Below are 17158 nucleotides of genomic sequence, written 5' to 3' on the forward strand. Positions count from 1 at the left end.
GACGACTCAATACAGGAGAAAAGTTGTTTTCCACCGCAAGCGAGCTCGTTTCGTATATTCGCGACAACGAGATCGATTTCGTCGACATCCGATTCTGCGATCTTCCCGGAGTAGTTCAGCACTTCAATCTTCCCGGCAAGGCCTACACGGAAGAAGTGATTGAAGAGGGCCTGCTCTTTGACGGTTCGTCCATCCGCGGCTTCCAGTCGATTCACGAATCCGACATGAAGCTCATCCCGGACGTGACGAGCGCTTACATCGATCCGTTCCGCAAGGCGAAAACCCTCGTGGTCATCCACTCGATTGTGGATCCGTTCACGAACGAACCGTACTCGCGTGACCCCCGCCAGGTAGCGGCAAAGGCCGAGGCGTACCTGAAGTCGACCGGCATCGCCGACACTGCCTTCATCGGCGCCGAAGCCGAGTTCTACCTCTTCGACTCAATCCGCTACGACAATTCAGCCCGTACCAGCTTCTACGAGATCGACTCCCTGGAAGCCGCGTGGAACACCGGGGCTGCTGAAGACGGCCACAACCTCGGCTACAAGACGCCCTACACCAGCGGCTACTTCCCCGTTCCCCCGCGCGATAAGTTCGCGGACATCCGCGACGAAATGTCGCTGACGCTTGAGCAGATCGGCTTCGAAATGGAGCGTGCTCACCACGAAACCGCGACGGCTGGCCAGCAGGAGATCAACTACAAGTTCGACACCCTGCAGAAGGCCGGCGACCAGCTGCTGGACTTCAAGTACGTCATCAAGAACGTTGCTGCGGCCAACAACAAGACCGCCACGTTCATGCCGCGCCCGCTTCTGGGCGATGCCGGTGCGGGTATGCACTGCCACCAGTCGCTGTGGAAGGACGGCAAGCCGCTGTTCTACGACGAAACCGGATACGCGGGCCTATCGGACCTTGCGCGCTGGTACATCGGCGGCCTCATTGAGCACGCCGGCGCTGTTCTTGCATTCACCAACCCGACCATGAACTCCTACCGTCGTCTAGTTCGCGGTTTCGAGGCGCCGATCAACCTGGTCTACTCGGCTCGCAACCGTTCGGCTGCCATCCGCATTCCGATCACCGGTACGTCGCCGAAGGCCAAGCGCCTGGAGTTCCGCGCACCTGACCCATCGGGCAACCCGTACCTGTCCTTCTCCGCTCAGCTCATGGCCGGCCTCGACGGAATCAAGAACCGCATCGAACCGCCGGAGCCGATCGACAAGGACCTCTACGAGCTCCCGCCGGAAGAAACCGAGAACATCAAGATGGTTCCGAACTCGCTCGAAGGTGCCCTCGAAGCTCTCGCGGAAGACCACGAGTTCCTCATGGAAGGCGATGTCTTTACCCAGGACCTCATCGAAACCTGGATCAACTACAAGTACGAAAACGAAATCGACGTTGCACGTCTGCGTCCGACGCCGACGGACTTCGAACTCTACTTTGATCTCTGATCGTCGCCTGTGATGTGAATGGCCCGGCATCTGCCGGGCCATTCGCGTTTTGTCAGTCGGAGCTGGTCCAGCTGAGCGTGTACCTCAGTCGGTGGGGTCGTCTCCGTAGAAGATGACTTCCATTGTCGAACGCGCCCAGCGGGTGATCCGCAGATAGTCATCGACCAACAGCTGCGCGCTTCCCTGCGGATAGCCCATGAGCCTGGCTGCGGCTTCGAGTTCGCGGATATCGCTGGGCAGACTGTCGCTGGGTTTGCCCCTGTAGAGCGTGATGGCGTTGCGTACTTCCGTTGCCATTAACCAGGCGGTCCGCAGCACCTCGTGATCGGAAGCCGACACAAGCCCCTCATCGCGTGCAGCGGCCAGGGCGGGCAGCGTCGAGGTTGTGCGCAGTCCGGGGTGTTCGGCGGCGTGCTGCAGCTGCAGCAGCTGCACAGTCCATTCGACATCGCTCAGCCCGCCGGTTCCCAATTTCACGTGCTGACGGCGATCAGCACCGCGCGGGAGTCGTTCGTCTTCCATCCGCGCTTTGAGCCGACGCACCTGCATGATGGAGCGCACCGGCAGAGTCTGCGGATAGCGCAAAGGGTTGATCATGTCGACGTAGTCGCTCATGAGGTCGTTGTCACCGGCTATCGGGCGGGCGCGCAGGAGCGCTTGTGCTTCCCACGGTTCGCTCCACGCTTCGTAATAGCGCCGATAGGACTCAAGCGTTCGGACATAGGGGCCACTGCGGCCTTCAGGACGCAGGTCGGCATCGAGCTCAATGGCCGGGTCCTGCTGTGCGCTTTTCAGCGCCGAGGTCACTTCGAGAGCGACGCGACGGGCGTGTTTGGCCAAAGCCTCGCGGTCGTCATCGCCCATGGTGTGTGCGGGACGGTAGACAAAGCACACGTCGGCATCAGAGAACACCCCGATCTCGCGGCCGCCCAGGCGTCCCATCGCGATGATCGCAAAATCGTAGTCATAGATTCTGTGCTCAGTGTCCAGGTCACGCCGCACTGACAGAAGTGCTGCGTCAATGGCTGTGCTCATCACGTCAGACAGGGCCTGTGGGACAGCGCTGCGGGGAATGACCTCGAGAATGTCGGCGAGGATGATCCTGAGCTTTTCACGCCCGTAGACGGCGCGCACGCCTTCCACTCCCCTGCCTCTGCCGACCAGTTCAGACATTTCCTGGCGCAGCGAGTCCAGCGGGGTCGGATGCAGCATGTCCTGATCAGCAAGCCAGCGCACTGACCCGTGGTAGTGCATGATGTGCGATGCCGCGTACTGCGACAGCGACAGCACCCGGGCAAGCGCTTCTGCGCCCTGCCCGGAGTCACGCAGCAGCTTGAGGTACCACGTTGATGAGCTCAGCTTTTCCGACAGCCTGCGGTACGCAAGCAGACCGGCATCTGGATCAACACCCTCCGACAGCCAGCCGAGCATGGCCGGCAGCACTTGTCGATGCACGCGCGAAGCACGGCTGACGCCGGCTGAAAGGTCGTGGATATGCCGCATGGCTGAGTGCGGGTCGACGAAGCCGAAGGCGCGCAGGCGGCTTTCCGCGGCTTTTGCCGGCAGCGAGGTCACTGCGCCGGTCCCGACGGCCGCGTCGAGGATCGGACGGTAGAAAATCTGTTCGTGAAGAGCGCGTACGCGCCGGGAATAGTCGTCGCGTTCACGTTTGAGCCGTACTTCTGTCCGGTCGCCGGTCGGGTAGACCATGCGCGCCAGTTCGCGGAGTGCTTCTGGTTTGTCAGGCAGAACTGCAGCACGGCGCATGCGCGGAATCTGCAGGCGGTGTTCGACAACCCGCAAGAATGAGTAGGCCTCTTCCATCAGCGCGGCATCGTCCCCAGACAAATAGCCGCCCCGTTCAAGGCTGCGCAGGGCCTCGAGGGTGTTCGGTTCGCGGATGTCGTGGACTTCCGTTCCGTGCACCAGCTGAAGCAGCTGGGCGGAGAATTCGACATCGCGGAGCCCGCCGGGCCCCAGTTTCAGCTGCCGGTCGGCTTCATCACGGTCGATGAGATCGACAACTCTGCGTCGCATAGCCCGTACTTTCGGGATGAAGTCGTCCCGGTGGGCGGCGGTCCACACCTGCGGCAGACACGCTTCGGCCCACTGCTGTCCGAGTTCTTCGGATCCGGCGACGGGACGGGCTTTGAAAAGAGCCTGGAACTCCCAGTTTTCTGCGATGTCGCTGTAATAGCCTGCAAACTCGTCGACAGTGCGCACAAGTGCTCCCGCTTTGCCCTCCGGCCGAAGAGCTGCGTCGACTTCCCACAGGGCGGGTTCTGCTCCAGCAGCCGAAATGAGGTCGATGATCTGCAGGGCCGCTGCCGAGGCGCAGCTGCGGGCGCGTTCTGCCTGTTCGCCGTCCGCTGTGGTTTCCGGGCTGAAGGCGAAGACCACGTCAACATCGGATACGTAGTTGAGTTCGCGGGCACCGCATTTGCCCATGGCGATAACAGCAAGTTCAGCGCACCCGTCGGGTATTGAATCCCCCGCGGCGAGGTCGTGTGCCGCCATGAGGGCACCCTCAGCCATTTCTGTCAGGGTCCGGCTGACAGTGTCGAAGTCTGCGGTCGGTTCGTGACTGCCGAGGTCTGCGGCTGTCAGCTGGATGAGTTCGTCCCGGTACGCTCGGCGCAGGGCGGTTCGACCGTCTTCGATTGAGAGCAGCTGACCGTCGGCGTCGTACACCGAACGGGCAATGCGCTTACGCACCTTTCTCCTGCGCTTTGAGCGCAGGAAGTCTTCGTCTTCGGCCAGCAGCCGCAGCGACTCAGGCCACCGCACAATGTGGTCAATGCAGGCCTCAGAACTCCCGGCCAACCGAACAAGTCGGTCGAGCAGATGCTGAGAATCCTGCACGAGCCCACCGAGGTCGACCTCGGCTGCCGCTGCCGCCTCAGCGACGCGGACCAAACCGAGGGAAACGGAACCGGGGTCACCGGTGAAACGGGCGAATTCCCTAATCGCCGATTCGTACCCTTCCAAACCGGTCAGTTCGCAGAACTGGCCAAGGAAGCGCTCAAAGCGCGAGTCGAATTTACCGCGCTGGTTGCGTGTTGGGTCCTGCCGCCTGCTCAGATCTAACCTGCGAATCATGTTTGGGTGTAGAGCCCATCGAGTTCATAGGCGGTCACCTGCGCGCGGTAGTCTCTCCATTCCCTCGCTTTGTCACGCAGGTAGAAGTCGAATACCTCTTCGCCCAGAGTGTCAGCGACGAGTTCGCTGTTCTCCATGCAGCGCAGAGCTTCCGACAGGCTCGCAGGCAGCGGTTCAATGCCCATGGCGCTGCGCTCGCGTCGGCTGAGATCCCACACGTCGTCTTCGACTTCCGGAGGCAATTCCATGCCCTCCTCAATGCCTTTCAGTCCCGCGGCCAGCAGCACCGAGTAGGCCAGGTAGGGATTGGCGCAGGAGTCCATGCCGCGGTACTCGATCCGAGCAGACGATTCCTTGCCGGACTTGTACTGCGGCACCCGTACAAGTGCAGTGCCCGTGCGACCCCAGCTGATGTAGGACGGGGCTTCGTGCCCGGTCCACAGGCGCTTGTAGGAGTTGACGTACTGGTTGGTGACCGCAGCGATCTCAGGGGCGTGGTGCAGCAGGCCTGCCGCGAACTGCCGGCCGGTGGTCGACAGCTGGTATTCGGCGCCGGCCTCAAAGAACGCGTTGTCTTCACCTTCGAACAGCGACAGGTGCGTGTGCATCCCGTTGCCCGGATGCTCGGCCAGGGGCTTGGGCATGAACGTGGCGTGCACGCCCTGGGAAATCGCAACCTCTTTGACTACCGCTTTGAAGGTCATGACGTTGTCGGCCATAGTCATCGCGTCCGCATAGCGCAGATCGATTTCGTTCTGTCCCGGACCGGCTTCGTGATGCGAGAACTCGACGGAAATGCCCATGGATTCCAACATCTGCACTGCACTGCGCCGGAAATCGTTCGCAGTGCCGCCGTTGACGTGATCGAAGTATCCGGCGTTGTCGACCGGAACAGGAGGTTTGCCGTCCAGTTCGGCCGAACGGAACAGGTAGAACTCCATTTCCGGGTGCACGATGAAGGTGAAGCCGCGCTCGCGCGCTTTCGCCAGGGTGCGGGCCAGAATATTGCGCGGATAAGAAGCGGCAGGTTCACCATCGGGAGTCAGCACATCGCAGAACATCCGACCGGTTGGCTCGACCTCGCCTCGCCATGGCAGGAGCGAATACGTCGACGAGTCTGGGCGCAGAACCATGTCGTCTTCGATGACCCGGGAAAAGCCTTCGAGTGCCGAACCGTCAAAGCCGATGCCCTCGGTGAAAGCTCCCTCAAGTTCGTCGGGAACAATCGCAACGGACTTCAAGCGGCCCATGATGTCGGGAAACCACAGACGCACAAACCGCACGTCACGGTCATCGACATCGCGCAGAACCGCTTCCTGCTGTTTGGTCAGCCCCATCAGCGCCAGTCCTCGTCGTCTTCTTCCCATTCGCGATTGCGCTCGCTGGCTGTTGCGAGTGCCGCCTGAGCTTCGGCTTCGCTGTCATAGGGGCCCAGCCGGTTCTCAAAGGAGCTCTTCCGTCCCTTTTCAACTTTGCCGGTCTTGGTGTTGAACCAGTATTTCTCTTCTTCGTACGACATAGCGCACCTCCCTGTGCACAACTCTAGCTGTCTACAATGATGTCATCATGACGAATTCTGCTCCGCTTGGAACTCTCACAAAGGGAACCGTGGCGCCCATGCGCTCCGTTCCAGCCCACATCGAACGTCCCGAATACGTCGGCAAGGCCGAACCGAACGAAGGTCGCGGCAGCAATTTCTACACGCCTGAAGAAATCGAGCTGGTCCGCGAATCGGGCCGCATCGCCGCGAACGCCATGGCCGAGGGCGGCAAGCTCGTTGAGCCCGGCCGCACGACGGACGAAATCGACGTTGTCGTCCACGAATACCTGCTGGACCACGGCGCCTACCCGTCGACTCTTGACTACCGGGGCTTCACCAAGTCGGTGTGCACATCGATCAACGAGGTCGTCTGCCACGGCATCCCCGACTCCACCGTGATTCAGGACGGTGACATCGTGAACCTTGATGTCACCGCCTACAAGAACGGCATGCACGGGGACACAAACTTCACGTTCGTGGCCGGCAATGTCGACGAAGAGTCCCGCCTGCTGGTGGAGAGGACCCACGAATCGCTCATGCGCGGCATCAAGGCCGTCAAGCCGGGCCGTTCTATCAACATCATCGGCCGCGTCATCGAAAAGTACGCGAAGCGCTTCGGCTACGGAGTTGTTCGCGACTACACCGGTCACGGGGTCGGGCGCGAATTCCACTCCGGGCTCATCATCCCCCACTATGACGCCGCTCCGAACTACGCGGACGAAATCCAGCCGGGCATGATCTTCACAATCGAGCCGATGCTCAATCTGGGCACCATCAACTGGGAACAGTGGGATGACGGCTGGACGATTGTGACTGCCGACCGTCGCCGCTCAGCCCAGTTCGAGCACACCCTCGTGGTGACAGAGGACGGCGCGGACATCCTCACGCTTCCCGATGTCGAACTCGTGGCCGGCCGTGACTGATCGCGGCGAGCTGCGCGGTTCGGCAGGAGCACACTCCTGTGCTTTGGGCATTGACATCGGCGGCTCGTCCATCAAGGCCGGGCTGGTCGACCTCGAACGCGGCCGGATCATCGGCGACCGTGTCGTTGTGCCGACGCCACATCCCGCCACTCCCGAAACTCTCATGAATGCAGTCCGCGGTGCGGCATCCGAGGTGCTTGCACAGCAGCCGGGCGGCACCTCGTCACCAGAATCCGGGTACGAGGCGCCGCTGACTCCCCCTGTCCCCGCCGGGGTCGCATTCCCCGGGGTGGTCAAGAACGGCGTTGTCACCTTCGCGTTCAATCTTGACGATTCATGGCTTGGAGCGAATATTGAGCAGACCATTGGGGCAGCCCTTGGCCGTCCGTGTGTTTTTCTCAATGACGCTGATGCCGCCGGCATTGCCGAAATGACCTTCGGCGCTGGTCGCGAATGGCACGACAGGACTGTTCTCATGCTCACCCTGGGAACCGGCATCGGTTCGGCGCTGTTTACCCGCGGCAGGCTCGTGCCGTTCACCGAACTCGGCCACGTTGAGATAGGCGGCGAAGACGCAGAGCTCAGCGCATCCGCAAGCGCAAAGGTGCGGTTGGGCATGGACTACCCTACGTGGGCTGCGAAGCTCAGCCGGTACTGCAGGGAAATGGAAAAGCTCATCAACCCCGACGCGTTCATCTTCGGCGGGGGCATTTCGCAGGATCATGCCGACTGGCTTCACCTGCTCGACCTTCAGACGCCCGCTGTCCCGGCGGCAATGTTCAATGACTCAGGGATCATCGGCGCGGCGGTCCACGGTGCTGACGTTGCTGAAAGCATCGGTCGCTGAACATTACAGCGCTGAGTCCCGGCGCCAGCTTGTGTAGGGACAGGCCACCGATAAGCCGGGTTCTGTTCCCAGGCGGAAGCCTGGGCGACGGTCATCTGTCTAGGACCTGCATTGCTGCAGGCCTCAAGCAATCCACCCGACGGCACGACGAGCAGCCGTATAGCCGTCTGCACGATCTTGCTCCCGGTGGGGTTTACCCAGCGGCCCGCGTCACCGCGGGCCCTGGTGGTCTCTTACACCACCTTTTCACCCTTACCAGCACGCTGGCGGTTTAGCTTTCTGCGGCACTTTCCCGCGGGTTTCCCCGGGTGGCTGTTAGCCACCACCGCGCTCTGCGGAGCCCGGACTTTCCTCGGCCGGGCACGAGGCCCGAACGCGACCGTCTGGTGGCCTGTCCTCGGCCAAGTGTATATGTGCGGGCTTTTAGAATGAGCATCATGTTCATTCTTCTGCCGCCGTCCGAAGGCAAAACACCGGCGCAAGACGGAGCGCCTGTCGACCTGTCGTCTCTGTCCTTACCGGAACTCAATGAAACGAGGCGTGAGGTGCTTGCCGAGCTGCAGAAAGTCAGCGCCGCGCCGGATGCCCTTGTTCAGTTGGGTGTAGGTGAGCGCATTGCCGGCGAGGTGGCGCGCAACATTGATCTAGACACGGAACCGACGGCACAGGCTCTGACGGTCTATACGGGTGTCCTGTTTGAGGCACTCGATGTTTCCGCTGTGCTGCAGGCCCCACGCGAACGGGTCGAGCGGGTGTTCATTGCCTCAGCGCTTTTCGGCATGGTCGGCGCACTTGATCACATCCCTGCCTATCGACTGTCGATGAAGACCTCACTGGGTGATCTGGGACCACTGGCGAAACTGTGGAAGGAGGCGCTGGGGGAACCGTTGGCCGAGCACTTCGGAGATGCGCCGGTGCTCGACTGCCGGTCGGGCGACTACCGCAGGCCGTGGCCGGGCATTCCTGAAAACACCGTGGCTGTCAATGTCGTCAAAGAGGTTGCCGGCAAGCGCACAACCGTGTCCCACTGGGCTAAGCACACGCGCGGCCTGGTTGCGTCCCACCTGCTGCAGCGCAGTGAACCGATGCCGTCTTCACCGGAAGCCATTGCTGACGCTGTTGCCGAACAGTTCGAGGTCGAATACGCCCCGCCCCGCGGTAAACAGTCGGCAGTGCTGACGGTCGTACTGCCTGACGCCTGACAGGGCAGCGGGCTTGATGCTTCTGCGCTTTCAGGCCTGAACGATGAGGCCTTCGCAGTCCTCGCACTGAAACGCCCAGGTGCGCTCGGCATTGCGCACCGCATCAGCCTGCACTCCGGACAAAGCTGCACCACAGGCTCCACAGGCTCCTGCCGCGAGAACTCCGATACCGGATGAGCGGATGATCGACGCTGCCTCAGCCGGAAGCTCGGCGAGTTTGGCCGTGGTCTGTTCTACCAGCTGCGCGTGCTCGCCGTCCAAGCGAGCCGCTTCTTCCTGCCTGCGCTGACCTTCGGCTTTTCCTTCCGCAGCGACCTCTTCGGCACGTGCGCGCAGCTTCTGCAGCTGGGATTCGGCAGATTCGGCGCTGTCAAGAGCCTGCAGTTCTCTGTCTTCCGCGTGGCCGACAGCAGTACGCACAGACTCGATGTCCGCCTGCAGTGCAACGAGGTCCCGGCTTGTCAGGCCGACTCCGGCATTGAGCTTCGCCTCCATGCTTTCGGCTTTTGACCGCCCATCGGCAGCTTGCGCAGCGGCCGTGCGCGCTTCTTTCTGATGACCCTCGATTTCGGCGCGCAGCTCTGTGGCTTTCGCGGCAAGCGCTTTGTGTTCACCGGCCAGTTCCTGCAGGCGCGCCACGCGCTCTTCTTGTTTTGCCTCGGTGCGATTGCGACGAATCTGCGCGCTCAGTGATGCGTAGTCGAGCGCGGCCGCGTGCTGCTGTGTGCTCAGTTCCACTGCCACTCCTCGGAGTCGGGAAGAACGACTGCTGTCCACGGGTCAGAGCAGACACCGGACACAGTCACTTCAACACTGTGTCCGCCTGCCCGCAGGGCTTCGTCGAGCTGTTCGGCCGCGCGCGGGATCCACGCCGATTCGGCCGAATAGTGCGAAATGTCGATGAGGTGCTCAAGCGGGCCTCCCCGGGAACCCATATCGAGGGCTTCCGATGCGGGGTGATGGCGAAGGTCCGAGGTGATGTACAGCTGGGCTTCCGCCTTGCGTGCCGCATCGAACATGGAGTCACCCGCTCCTCCTAGAACGGCAACACGCGTGACTTCCGCACCGGGGTCGCCTCCGATGGCGATGCCCCGGACAGACAGGTCAACTCCCTGTGCCAGGCGGACGGCAATGTCCTCAACTGTCGTCGGTTCCACGGTGCCGACCCGTCCCAGGCCGACCCCCGCCTCGGCATCGGGGTTCTGCACAAGGGGTTCGACTTCCCGCAGCTGCAGGATCTCCGCGAGGACATCGGACACCCCGCCAAGAGCAGAGTCTGCGTTCGTGTGGGCATTGAACTGTGCGACGCCAGACCGGATCAGCGTGTGTACGGCACCGCCCTTCAGCGTGTCGGCAGCGACTGATGTCACGCCGCGCAGCAGCAGCGGGTGGTGGGTGAAGAGGAAGTCCGCACCGAGCTCAACGGCTTCTGCGATGACTTCATCCGATGGGTCCAGCGCGCAGTGCGCGTGAGTCACGGGGGCTTCTGGGTCGCCTACCGCCAAACCAACGGAATCCCAGTCTTCCGCGAGGTTGTTCGGCCAGAGCTGTTCACAGACGTTCATTACATCGCGCACATTCGTCATGCCTTCAAACTAGCGCATTGAGCCGACGAAAAAGACACCCCAAGAAAATTGAATGATCGTTTGAACTATGCCACGATTCATCTATGACACAACTCACAGAAGAGAATCGCTCCGTCATCGGAGACATCGTCAAGCGCAGCGCCGCGCGCTCCCCCAAGGACACCGCCATCGTCTTCCAGGACCGCACCTGGACGTACAGTCAGCTCGACCAGGCAGTGACCAACATCGCCCACTTTTTTGTTGAGCACGGCCTTGAAAAAGGCGACCGCGTAGCCGCCTACAGCAAGAACTCGGACATCTTCGCCATCGTCTTCTTGGCCTGTGCACGCGCCGGACTCATCCACGTGCCGGTCAACTACCAGCTGACGAAGGACGAACTCGACTACATCCTGTCGGACTCGGACCCCAAGCTGATCCTGGCCGAAGAAGCCCTCATGCCGTTCATCGAGGAAACCGAAGCCGGACAAAAGCGTGAGCGCATGCTCATGGAAAGCCTCGTAGAACCGGCACTGAAAGTCGACGGCCCGGCTCGCGATGGCGAGTTCTCCCCTGTCGACACCGACCGCGTGCAGCTGCTCTACACCTCGGGAACCACGTCGTCGCCCAAGGGTGCTGTCATGACGCACCGCAGCCTCATGCACCAGTACCTGTCGGTTCTGACATCCCTGGACATCACCAGCTCTGACCGTTTCGTCCACGCTCTGCCGCTGTACCACTCGGCTCAGATGCACGTGCTGCTGATTCCCGCCCTCATGCGCGGCGCATACAGCATCATCGTGCCCACACCTGTTCCGCAGCAGCTGCTCGAGCTCATCGAAAAGGAGCGCATCACCGCGTTCTTCGCCGCCCCGACCGTGTGGGTTGCGCTGACCAATAACCCGGACTTCACCACGCGCGACCTTTCGTCGCTCAAGAAGGCCTACTACGGCGCATCCATCATGCCCGGCCCGATTGTTGAGCGCCTGCAGAAGCAGCTGCCGGAGCTCGGCCTGTACAACTGCTTCGGCCAGTCCGAAATGGGCCCGCTGTGCACCGTTCTGCGTCCTGAAGAGCACGCCGACCGCCCGGCCTCAGCAGGCCGCCCAGCGCTGTTCGTGGAGACCCGAATTGTCGACCTCGACGGCAACGACGTCGAAGTCGGCCAGCGCGGCGAAATCCTCTACCGCTCACCCCAGCTGGCCGAAGGCTACTGGAACAAGCCGGAAAAGACCGCTGAGGCCTTCGTGGGCGGATGGTTCCACTCCGGTGACCTCGTTGTGGCTGACGAAGAGGGCTACATCACGGTTGTGGACCGTGTGAAGGACGTCATCAACACCGGTGGTGTTCTCGTGGCCAGCCGCGAAGTCGAAGACGCCATTTTCTCGATGGACGGCGTGGAAGAAGTCTCGGTTGTCGGCATGCCGGATGAAAAGTGGATCGAGGCGATCACCGCCTACGTCGTCCTCACCGACGCCGGCCGCGAAAGCCTGACGGAAGAAGCCGTCATCGAGTACGTCAAGGGCAAGCTCGCAGGCTTCAAGGTTCCCAAGACCGTGCACTTCGTAGACGCTCTGCCGAAGAACTCGGCGGGCAAGATCCTCAAGCGCTCACTGCGCGAAGGCACGCACGCCTGACCTGACACAGACAGATGCGGGAATGTCCAGAAAGGGCATCTCCGCATCTGTTTGGGGGCCCGCATCTGTTGAAGGCAATGAGAAAACCCGCTCTCGACGCTTAAGTCGATGAGCGGGTTTGTGTCTGTCGGGATAGCGGGATTTGAACCCACGACCTCCTCGTCCCGAACGAGGCGCGCTACCAAACTGCGCCATATCCCGTGATTGGCAACGGGGACAACTATAGCCCACCGTGGGCTGATTGCGAAATCGCGTCTTCGACCTGCCATGATGGACCCCATGAGCTTGTCTGTTCACCGCATTGCCGATGCCGCGGTCGCAATTCTCACTGACTACGGCATGGGTGACCTATCTATGCGCAGACTTGCTCGCGATCTCGGTGTTGGGCCCTCTGCTCTGTACTGGCACGTTAAGAACAAACAGGAGATCTTCGTCCTTGTTGCCCGGCGCATCGCCGGTGAAATTGATGAGGCCCTCGGGGACGGCACAGACCTAGCCCCGACCGAAATCCTGCTGCACATGCACGATGTTCTTCTGCGCTACCGCGATGGCGCGGACATCTTTTCGCTCGCCTACGCCCATTCGGGTGATTCTGTTCTGCCCACCGCTGTCCGAACCCAGATCGCTGACGAGGCGGAGCGCCATTCTTCTGTTGTCCTCACCTGTGGGACGGTCGCCTTTGAGCAGAACCGCTCCCTGTTCGATTCGACGGCAGGACCGGCTGACAGCCGGGCGGCTCTTGCCGCCGCTCTGACCCGAATTGGCAGGAACGCCGACTGACTGTATCCTTATCCAGGTCAGGGCCTATAGCTCAGTTGGCTAGAGCATCTCGTTTACACCGAGAGGGTCGGGGGTTCGAGTCCCTCTGGGCCCACCGCTACAAGAAAGTCGGGATCCGCGAATTCGTGCGGGTCCCGGTTTTCTTTGTGCCCGCTTCAGCTGCTAACGGGTCATTTGTGGGTCATTTCTGACCAGAACCGGCGTTCTTGATTGGAGCACGGCCAGAAGCCATGCCATGTCGTTCAGGCAATACACAGGAAAACATCCCAGCGTCGGCTGCTTAGATCACTACCGTTGTGTTCACGGTCACTCTTTCGGGGAGCCTCCCCGGGCCGAGAGGAGTACCCTGTGAACCCCTCTTCAACAAATACAGTCAAAAAGAAGCGCACGGGAGCGCTGTTCGGCCCCGGTCTTATGATCGCGGCTTCGTTCATCGGCCCCGGAACAATCACCACAGCAATCGTCACCGGCGCAGACTTCGGCTTCACACTCGCGTGGTCTGTCGTCTTTTCGATCATCGCCACCCTTGTTCTGCAGGAGATGTCGGTCAGACTCGGCCTCGGCGCAGGACTCGGGCTCGGCGAAGCTATGCGGCGTGCATTAGAGAACCCCGTCCTGAGAACGCTGATGATCGTGCTCGTCGTCGCTGCAATCGGAATCGGCGGGGCTGCCTATGCCGGCGGTGACACAACAGGCACATCGTTGGCCGTTTCAGCGGTTGCGCCAGTAGACCTCAGGATCATTGTCAGTGCAATCATCATCGCGATCTTCGCCCTGCTCATCACCGGCAGCTACAAGATCATCGAGCGGGTTCTCATGGTGATGGTGGTCATCCTTGCTGTCCTGTTCGTCATCGCCGTCTTCGTCGTTCAACCTCCAATCGCCGACATCCTCAAGGGAATCTTCGTCCCCTCGATGCCTCCAGGATCCGCGCTGACTGCAATTGCACTCATCGGAACCACCGTGGTCCCCTACAATGTCTTCCTCCACGCCAGCCTCGTACAGGAAAACTGGGCGAATGTTCCAAAGGAGACAGCGCTGAAAGAAGCCCGCATTGACACCGTCGCTTCGATTTCGTTCGGTGGGCTCATCACTCTGGCGGTGATGGCGACCTCCTTTGGCGCGCTGTTCCTCCACGGTATGAGCGCAGAAACGGCTGAGGACCTCGCGGTATCGCTCGAGCCGCTTCTGGGAGAAGCTTCCACATGGGTGTTCGCACTCGGCCTGTTTGCGGCCGGCTTCACGTCCGCCCTCGCCGGTCCGCTCGGAGCGGCTTATGCCATTACGGGGATGCTCGGCAAGAGCACAGATATGAAAAGCCCGCTGTTCCGCGCAGTGTGGATCGCGGTGCTCGCCGTCGGTGCAGTCATCGCGCTGACCGGCTTTGAGCCGATTCAGCTCATCGTCATTGCGCACGCGGCCAACGGCCTGCTCCTGCCGATCATCGCCATCTTCCTGCTGGTGACAATGAACAGCAAGAAAGTCGTCGGCGAACATGCAAACGGTGTATGGGCCAATATCTTCGGCGGTGCAGTGACTCTGATTGTCATAGGGATCGGCAGCTACCAGCTGGCTGACCTTCTGGGGCTGCTGCCCGGCTGATCGAATCTCTGTCACAGGCGGGGTTGGGTACGGTACGAGCCGTGTCCAGCCTCGTCACTTCTGGCACTCGGGGCACCAGTAGAGTTTGCGCCCCTCCATTTCTGTCATCGCGACGGGAGTTCTGCACACGCGACACGGCAGCCCTGTGCGGCCATAGACAAAATGGCGGAATTCACTGTCATCCACGGCGCGCTGCCGACTAGCGCCTCGCAGTCTCGTGCGGGTGAGCATGACACCCGTTTCAACACCGACGGGCAGCAGACGAACCCAGTCGCGCCACAGCGCGGCAACCTCGGCATCCGTGAGCTCGGTGCCGGGTTTGAACGGGCTGAGTCCAGCCCGGAACAGCATCTCAGCCCTGTACACATTGCCGATCCCGGCAATAACAGACTGGTCCATGAGCAGACTGCCAATCGGACGGCGCCGGCGCACATTCTCAGCAAACCTGCGGCCACCTCGTGCGTTTCCGTCGACCAGCGGATCCGGGCCGAGAGAAGCCAACTGGGCCTCCACCTCGTGAGGAGCGAGAACTTCGCACACCATCGGGCCGCGCAGATCAGCGCAGACGTCCTCAGTCAGCAGGCGCAGACGCACCTGGCCGACCGGCTCGGGCGGCCACACAGCGTCGAGCTCCTCCGCCTTTTCGACTTCACCGGCACGCACCCGCCGAGGTGCCCCCAGCGACCCTGAATACTCCCCCGTCTGCCCGGCACGGTCAGAGGCGCCGGCAGCGTACAGAAAATCCCAGGCACCGTAGATCCCCAGGTGGACCCGCACAGTACGCTCACCCTCGAAAGGCAGGAACAGGTGCTTGCCAACGGCATAGCATTCCCCCAGCTCACTGCCGCTGATGAGCGCGGCACCGTCGGAAAAGCGTCCCTGGGGTGAAGACGCAGTCACCGCACGCCCGCCGAAATCAGCGTTGAATCGGCGGGCAATGCGGTGAATCGAATGGCCCTCAGGCAAGCGCGGCCTTGATCTTCTCGGCAGCTTCCGCGATGTCTTCGGCCTCGGTCGAACCGTGCTTGTTGTCCAGGCGGAAGTCGTCGATCGAGTTCGTGGGCCACACGTGAATGTGCACGTGCGGAACTTCAAAGCCCTGGATCATCACGCCGACGCGCTCACAGGAGAACGCCTTCTTCTGCGCCTTGCCGATCTTCTGGGCAACCGCCATGAGGTGGGAGGTGAGCTCTTCCGGCATGTCGAGCCAGTGGTCAATCTCTTCGCGCGGGATGACGAGCACGTGTCCGTCAGTCATCGGCGTGATGTCCATAAAGGCAGCACAGCGGTCGTCTTCGTAGACGAACGTGCCGGGAATGTCACCGTCGAGGATTTTCGTGAAGATGGACGCCATAACCCCTCCTTGGGAAGAACGACAGGTTCGTCACCACCCTATCCGCTCAGGCGGCAGCGAAGCAGGCTCAGAAGCTCTCAGCAGGATTGAGGAAGCGACTGAAGTCGCGCTTGCTGCCAGTCAAAGAGTGCTCCGTATCGACCACAACACCCTCGCCATCCAGAAGAAAGGTCAGTCGGCGTGCAAAGCCGCGCTGCTCATCGAAAGCCCCAAAGGCCCTCGCGGCTGCACCGTGGGGCCAGAAGTCAGACAGAAGAACAAAGGGCAGCCCGAGTTCCTGCGCCCACGCAGCCAGCGTGTACTTGGGATCGCAGGAAACAGCGACGACCTCTGTGCCGCCGGAAAGCAGACCCTCATACATTCCGGCAAGCTCACGCATTTCGGAACCGCACACGGGCGAGAAGGCAAAGGGAAAGAAGACCGCGAGAACGCGATCAGCGTCGGCCCGGCGCCTGCACTCGTCCAGGGAAAGCGCCTCACCAAAATGGGAAGGCAGACAAAACGAAGGTGCCGCCGCACCCACCTGGGGTCCGACGGCACCAGTTTCCACAGTCATCAGTCGAAGTTCTTTTTGCTCATCAAGCACACGGCCGACCAGTCAGCCGCCGCACGGACCGTTTTCGTCACGTGCATACCGGCCACGGGAGCGGCATCGTTGATGTCGACGGGATCAATGTGTCCCGGACGACCGGCCTTCGGGGTCAGAAGCCACACAACACCGCCGTCCTTCAGTGTTGTCTGCGCGTCGACGATGCCGTCTGTCAGGTCGTCGTCATCGCTGCGCCACCACATGACGATCACGTCGAAAACATCGTCAACGTCGCCGTCAATCATCTCTTCGCCGGTAACTGCCGCGATGTCGTCGCGCAGCTGGAAATCAACGTCGTCGTCGTAGCCGATTTCCTGAACATACTGTCCGCTCGACAGAGACAGGGGGTTAGCAACCTGTGCTGCCTGAGCGGAATCGAGCGTCCTTCCTGAGGGAGTTGTACTCATGGCTTTATTCTCACCAGAAACGCCCCGTTTAGCCAATCACCGGGCCGACACCCCGACAAAAACAGCGAAATTGGCCATTTTGCACAATCTGCGTCCATAAGGGTGGAGCATTTCACATCAAGTTCGGCACCACCCGGGCTCGATGTGCAATAGCCTAGACACATATCC

At 61.3% G+C, this 17158-nt stretch carries 16 protein-coding genes, 2 tRNA genes and 1 other RNA gene; 8 read left to right on the forward strand and 11 right to left on the reverse strand.

Annotation, left to right across the window (positions count from 1 at the left end):
* Positions 1–23 precede the first annotated feature (23 nt).
* On the forward strand, positions 24–1448 hold the full coding sequence (gene glnA, locus HMPREF3172_RS07575) for a type I glutamate--ammonia ligase (RefSeq protein ID WP_019174945.1): 1425 nt from the start codon (positions 24–26) through the stop codon (positions 1446–1448).
* 84 nt (positions 1449–1532) lie between these two features.
* Here the strand turns inward: glnA and HMPREF3172_RS07580 are convergent, their stop codons facing one another.
* From HMPREF3172_RS07580 to HMPREF3172_RS07590, 3 genes are read right to left on the reverse strand one after another with little or no spacing between them, the layout of a single operon-like run.
* Positions 1533–4547 carry a bifunctional [glutamine synthetase] adenylyltransferase/[glutamine synthetase]-adenylyl-L-tyrosine phosphorylase gene (locus HMPREF3172_RS07580; RefSeq protein ID WP_070516566.1) on the reverse strand — a complete coding sequence of 1005 codons (3015 nt, stop codon included), beginning with the start codon at positions 4545–4547 and terminating at the stop codon, positions 1533–1535.
* Positions 4544–5878: a glutamine synthetase family protein gene (locus HMPREF3172_RS07585; protein WP_026022744.1), complete on the reverse strand. Its 1335-nt coding sequence runs from the start codon at positions 5876–5878 to the stop codon at positions 4544–4546. Before HMPREF3172_RS07585 ends, HMPREF3172_RS07580 begins: the two co-directional genes overlap by 4 nt.
* 5 nt (positions 5879–5883) lie before the next feature.
* A complete protein-coding gene (locus HMPREF3172_RS07590; protein ID WP_062021537.1) occupies positions 5884–6066 on the reverse strand; it encodes a hypothetical protein in 183 nt (60 codons plus the stop codon).
* 47 nt (positions 6067–6113) lie between these two features.
* Between HMPREF3172_RS07590 and map the strand changes: the two genes are divergently transcribed.
* Positions 6114–7010: a type I methionyl aminopeptidase gene (gene map / locus HMPREF3172_RS07595; RefSeq protein WP_019174941.1), complete on the forward strand. Its 897-nt coding sequence runs from the start codon at positions 6114–6116 to the stop codon at positions 7008–7010.
* Positions 7003–7857 carry a polyphosphate--glucose phosphotransferase gene (gene ppgK / locus HMPREF3172_RS07600; RefSeq protein WP_256173302.1) on the forward strand — a complete coding sequence of 285 codons (855 nt, stop codon included), beginning with the start codon at positions 7003–7005 and terminating at the stop codon, positions 7855–7857. Before map ends, ppgK begins: the two co-directional genes overlap by 8 nt.
* A 35-nt stretch (positions 7858–7892) precedes the next feature.
* Here ppgK and rnpB read toward each other — a convergent pair.
* Positions 7893–8252: RNase P RNA component class A (gene rnpB / locus HMPREF3172_RS07605), an RNA gene on the reverse strand.
* 42 nt (positions 8253–8294) lie between these two features.
* Here rnpB and HMPREF3172_RS07610 point away from each other — a divergent pair.
* Positions 8295–9059, forward strand: coding sequence for a YaaA family protein (locus tag HMPREF3172_RS07610; RefSeq protein ID WP_019174939.1), 765 nt, complete (start codon positions 8295–8297; stop codon positions 9057–9059).
* Positions 9060–9089: 30 nt separating this feature from the next.
* Here HMPREF3172_RS07610 and HMPREF3172_RS07615 read toward each other — a convergent pair whose 3' ends face one another.
* Both HMPREF3172_RS07615 and HMPREF3172_RS07620 read right to left on the reverse strand, forming a co-directional pair.
* On the reverse strand, positions 9090–9797 hold the full coding sequence (locus HMPREF3172_RS07615) for a CT398-like coiled coil hairpin domain-containing protein (protein ID WP_070516570.1): 708 nt from the start codon (positions 9795–9797) through the stop codon (positions 9090–9092).
* Complete coding sequence (locus HMPREF3172_RS07620; protein WP_070516572.1) at positions 9788–10645, reverse strand: Nif3-like dinuclear metal center hexameric protein; 858 nt, start codon at positions 10643–10645, stop codon at positions 9788–9790. Before HMPREF3172_RS07620 ends, HMPREF3172_RS07615 begins: the two co-directional genes overlap by 10 nt.
* A gap of 83 nt (positions 10646–10728) precedes the next feature.
* On the opposite strand from HMPREF3172_RS07620, the gene HMPREF3172_RS07625 reads away from it, so the two are divergent.
* Positions 10729–12258: a fatty acyl-CoA synthetase gene (locus tag HMPREF3172_RS07625; RefSeq protein ID WP_070516575.1), complete on the forward strand. Its 1530-nt coding sequence runs from the start codon at positions 10729–10731 to the stop codon at positions 12256–12258.
* A 127-nt stretch (positions 12259–12385) separates the two neighbouring features.
* On the opposite strand, the gene HMPREF3172_RS07630 is transcribed toward HMPREF3172_RS07625, so the two are convergent.
* Positions 12386–12459 (reverse strand) — tRNA-Pro (locus tag HMPREF3172_RS07630).
* Positions 12460–12537: 78 nt separating this feature from the next.
* Here HMPREF3172_RS07630 and HMPREF3172_RS07635 point away from each other — a divergent pair.
* The 3 genes from HMPREF3172_RS07635 to HMPREF3172_RS07645 all read left to right on the forward strand — a co-directional run bounded on the left by HMPREF3172_RS07635 (position 12538) and on the right by HMPREF3172_RS07645 (position 14640).
* A complete protein-coding gene (locus HMPREF3172_RS07635) occupies positions 12538–13038 on the forward strand; it encodes a TetR/AcrR family transcriptional regulator (protein WP_070516576.1) in 501 nt (166 codons plus the stop codon).
* Between the two features lie 20 nt (positions 13039–13058).
* Positions 13059–13132 (forward strand) — tRNA-Val (locus HMPREF3172_RS07640).
* 254 nt (positions 13133–13386) lie between these two features.
* Entirely contained in the window at positions 13387–14640 is a 1254-nt protein-coding gene (locus tag HMPREF3172_RS07645) for an Nramp family divalent metal transporter (RefSeq protein ID WP_070516578.1), read from the forward strand.
* A gap of 54 nt (positions 14641–14694) precedes the next feature.
* Here HMPREF3172_RS07645 and HMPREF3172_RS07650 read toward each other — a convergent pair whose 3' ends face one another.
* The 4 genes from HMPREF3172_RS07650 to HMPREF3172_RS07665 all read right to left on the reverse strand — a co-directional run bounded on the left by HMPREF3172_RS07650 (position 14695) and on the right by HMPREF3172_RS07665 (position 16990).
* The gene (locus HMPREF3172_RS07650; RefSeq protein WP_070516580.1) at positions 14695–15606 is read right to left on the reverse strand and encodes an Fpg/Nei family DNA glycosylase; all 912 of its coding nucleotides are present in this window, start codon (positions 15604–15606) and stop codon (positions 14695–14697) included.
* On the reverse strand, positions 15599–15994 hold the full coding sequence (locus HMPREF3172_RS07655) for an HIT family protein (RefSeq protein WP_070423664.1): 396 nt from the start codon (positions 15992–15994) through the stop codon (positions 15599–15601). Before HMPREF3172_RS07655 ends, HMPREF3172_RS07650 begins: the two co-directional genes overlap by 8 nt.
* A gap of 67 nt (positions 15995–16061) precedes the next feature.
* Positions 16062–16550: a redoxin domain-containing protein gene (locus HMPREF3172_RS07660; RefSeq protein WP_070516582.1), complete on the reverse strand. Its 489-nt coding sequence runs from the start codon at positions 16548–16550 to the stop codon at positions 16062–16064.
* Positions 16550–16990 carry a DUF3052 domain-containing protein gene (locus HMPREF3172_RS07665; RefSeq protein WP_061942710.1) on the reverse strand — a complete coding sequence of 147 codons (441 nt, stop codon included), beginning with the start codon at positions 16988–16990 and terminating at the stop codon, positions 16550–16552. The genes HMPREF3172_RS07660 and HMPREF3172_RS07665 overlap by 1 nt, the downstream gene beginning before the upstream one ends.
* Between the last annotated feature and the right edge of the window lie 168 nt (positions 16991–17158).

This window comes from Brevibacterium sp. HMSC08F02, from assembly GCF_001807555.1.
Taxonomy (GTDB): Bacteria; Actinomycetota; Actinomycetes; order Actinomycetales; family Brevibacteriaceae; genus Brevibacterium; species Brevibacterium ravenspurgense.